We start from the raw sequence: 3,410 nt of genomic DNA on the forward strand, positions 1-3,410 counted from the left end.
AGTTGACTTACCACAACCTGATGGTCCTACGAAGACGATAAATTCCTTATCTTTAATATGTAAATCAAAGTCATTTACTGAGTAGTAATCATTGCCTTCGTATTTCTTATAGATATGGTTTAAATCTACTTGAACCATTATTCTTACCTCGCTAACTGTATTAATTTTTCTTTATCATCTTTATGCTTATATCTTACTTTTTAAATGAAAGCGCTTCAATTGAAAAATAACCAAAAATTAGCAAGAATTTTTGTACATTTTAAACAAAAGCCAAGTAGCAAAATGTTAGATCATTCATGTTTCGTAAATTGAGTGCGAATTCCTTTTTCAGCTTATCAATTCGATATTCTAACGTATTACGGTGGACAAACATCGCTTTAGAAGCTTGTGAAACATTTCCACCAACTAAATACAAAGCGTGAATTAAGCTTCCCGCATAGTCAATTTGTTCAAACATCTGTCGACAATTCTGTAAGATTACACTTTCTTTCTTAGAAGAATGTAAATAAAATCGTAAGGCTAGATCAGGCACAGTAACAACCATTTGCTTATTTTGTGAAAACTTATCAATTTGCATCTCTTCCTTAACTAAAGATCGCAAATCATCTTCGCGCCGCCACACTAAACCAACCAATAGTTTTGTTTTTGCGTCAAAATCATTATCAACTGCATCTAACATCCCTTTGAATTCATCTACTGTCAACGTACATTCTTCATCAATAATAACCAAGTGCTTATCGTCTAGCCAAAATGCAACAGTTTCATTTTTAAAAAATGTCAAAATCAAGTGTTGCCACTCACTTTTTTGCTCTTTATCAAGCTTATTGACGGTTATGTACAAAAAACGTAGTTTATCAGCACTATTTGGCTTTACACCATTATCAAATAAATACTTTTCCCAAGGACTATCATATTTAATCTCAGAATCATTTTGACGCGTCAACAAATTAAGTAAACATTGTTCTCTGTCATTCAAGCTAGCTATTGGAATCCTTACAATTTTACCTGCAACATTAAATTTCACATTTGGAATGCCCTCAGAAAGCTTTTCATTTATTCGTGCAGTTGGAAAAAGTTCTTTTACATGTTCTAAATCCATTTGTATTCCTCGTTCATTACAAGATATTATTTTGCTTCTTTACCATTCTCCGATATTCAGTTGGTGACATACTAGTCTGATCTTTGAAAACTCTGAAGAAATAGTTTGAATTGTTATACCCAACTTTATTTGAAATTTCATTAATATCTTGATTAGTCGTCGTAATTAAAGCAATCGCTTTTGCAATTCGATAATTATTAAGATATTTAGCAAAACTTTGATTCAAATTCTTTTTAAAAATTGAGCCTAAATATACTGAATTCACATGTAAAACATCTGCTACTTTTTTTAGAGTTAAGTCTTCCATGTAATTCTGATCAAGATAAAGTAAAGTTTCGTTAACTAAATCAGGATAATTCTTAACTTGAATGTGATATTTTCTAAAGAAATCCATGATAATTTTGATTAATTCGTCTACTGTAGTCGAATTTTCAACTCGAGCAAGAATTTCTGAAAAGTCTAAATCAATCTTTTGTTTTTTACCATATAATTTCATCAAAATTAAACGAGCAAAATATTTTCCATCGGCTACAGAATATCCATTTCTTCCTAATTCATCAAATGTTTCACGCAAATATTTATCAAATGTAACTGCAGAAAAATTGGAAAAATTAATCTTAGATACTAATTCAGACACTTGCAGAGTAACTTTACAATTTTTATTTAAAGTGAGTTTTTTCTTTTGTATTTGATAAAAATTCACTTCATTCAATCGTTTCTTTAGATTTTGAAATTTTTCATTAAGATCTTCATCAGTGGACAATTGCGTATAAACTTCATTCTTTATTAACGGTAAAATCGACTTACTTAAATTAGTTAACTCTGCTCTATTTCCTTTGAGAAGTATATACATGAACTTGCCATCATCTTGATATCCCAAGACATTTTGACTTTCAGCTATAATAGTTCTAATCTTTTCATCAACTTGCCAAATTCCGACAAGATATAAATAGCTCTGAGATTCGTCAATTTCACTCAATTTAACTCTACCGCTTAATACGTCATCTAGAGCTAAACGTTTAGCAACTTTAATATCATGTTGAGTTCGTTTCAATTTAGATTGAGCTTTTTCAATTGCATCTTCTAATTCATCTGGATCAATGGGTTTATTTAGATAATCAATCACGCCTTGTTCTAAGCTAGCTTTTGCATAAGAAAAATCTTCATAACCTGATAAAACAATTATTTGAATATCTGGTTGAAGTTCTTTTACTTTGGGTAAAAATTGCGTTCCTGGAAGCTCAGCCATATTCATATCTGACAATAAAATATCTATATGATGCTCCTTTAAATATTTTAAAGCAGCTAGTGGGCTTTTTTCAGCTTTAACAATTTCAACATTTAATTCTGACCAATCAATAAGCTTAGGAATTCCTCTCAAAATCATATATTCATCGTCTACAAGCATCATTGTGTTCATTTCAATTTACCTCTCATAATCAAATGATAAGCTTACAGTGATACCACCATATCGGTTATTTGTAATATTCATTTTGAAATTATTGGTATAGTTATTCATCCTTGCATAAACGTTTTGCAATCCAATTGAATGGCCATCAGAAATAGGTTCTTGTAATTTGAGATTTAATTTGCTTAGTTCATTAATTTTCATGTTTTTGCCATTATCAATGACCTTTATGACAACCCTATTTTCGATAATTCTTCCTTTAACTTCAATTGCATTATTACGCTTTGCGAAATCTACACCATGAGCAAAATAATTCTCAATAATTGGTTGCAAAGTGAATTTAGGGATCTTGATATCCATTAAATCTGGCAAAATATCAATTTGAAAAGCTAATCTATCCGGAAATCTAACCTGATACAGATAGATATAATTTCTGATTAATTTTGACTCCTCTTTAACGGTCGACTGCACACGATTATCAACATTACTTCTTAAAAGTGAAGAGAAGCTATAAACCACTTTAGCCAAATCTTTTGCTCCAATATCCAAGGCAGACATCCGAATATATTCAAGCGTATTTGCCATAAAGTGAGGACTAATCTGTGCTTGTAATGCTTTCATATGTGCTTCTTGTTGCGCGATTTTCATTTTATAAATAGTATCAATATAATTATTAATATCATCTAACATATGATTAATACTATGAGACAAAATATTTAAATCTTCGTAGCCTTCTTTTTCATCAATCTTAATACGCTCATCAAAATTGAATTCACCTATTTTTTCAGTAGTAGTAACGATATTGGCAAGCTGCTTTCGATATCTATTAAAAGTAATTCTAAATAAAATGTAAGCGTCAAAAACTGAAGTATATTGAAAAAGCAGCTTGGCAATGATATGTAT

Annotated in this window: 3 protein-coding genes and 1 pseudogene; all 4 read right to left on the minus strand. The window is 30.3% G+C overall.

Annotation, left to right across the window (positions count from 1 at the left end):
• Positions 1-138 (minus strand): annotated as a pseudogene (locus tag FC46_RS10085) (sugar ABC transporter ATP-binding protein); the annotation flags it as partial.
• Between the two features lie 121 nt (positions 139-259).
• Positions 260-1,099 carry a helix-turn-helix domain-containing protein gene (locus FC46_RS09610; RefSeq protein ID WP_057800182.1) on the minus strand — a complete coding sequence of 280 codons (840 nt, stop codon included), beginning with the start codon at positions 1,097-1,099 and terminating at the stop codon, positions 260-262.
• Between the two features lie 16 nt (positions 1,100-1,115).
• On the minus strand, positions 1,116-2,519 hold the full coding sequence (locus FC46_RS09615; protein ID WP_057800184.1) for a response regulator transcription factor: 1,404 nt from the start codon (positions 2,517-2,519) through the stop codon (positions 1,116-1,118).
• Positions 2,520-2,525: 6 nt separating this feature from the next.
• A partial coding sequence (locus tag FC46_RS09620; protein WP_169787535.1) for a sensor histidine kinase occupies positions 2,526-3,410 on the minus strand: 885 nt, incomplete at its 5' end.

Source organism: Lactobacillus kalixensis DSM 16043 (assembly GCF_001434335.1).
In the GTDB taxonomy this organism is placed as follows: Bacteria; Bacillota; Bacilli; order Lactobacillales; family Lactobacillaceae; genus Lactobacillus; species Lactobacillus kalixensis.

What these genes read in the sequence shown, in the direction of transcription:
- FC46_RS09610 (WP_057800182.1), bottom strand. Translation starts at nt 1,099, where the DNA reads ATGGATTTAGAACATGTAAAAGAACTTTTTCCAACTGCACGAATAAAT.
- FC46_RS09615 (WP_057800184.1), bottom strand. Translation starts at nt 2,519, where the DNA reads ATGAACACAATGATGCTTGTAGACGATGAATATATGATTTTGAGAGGA.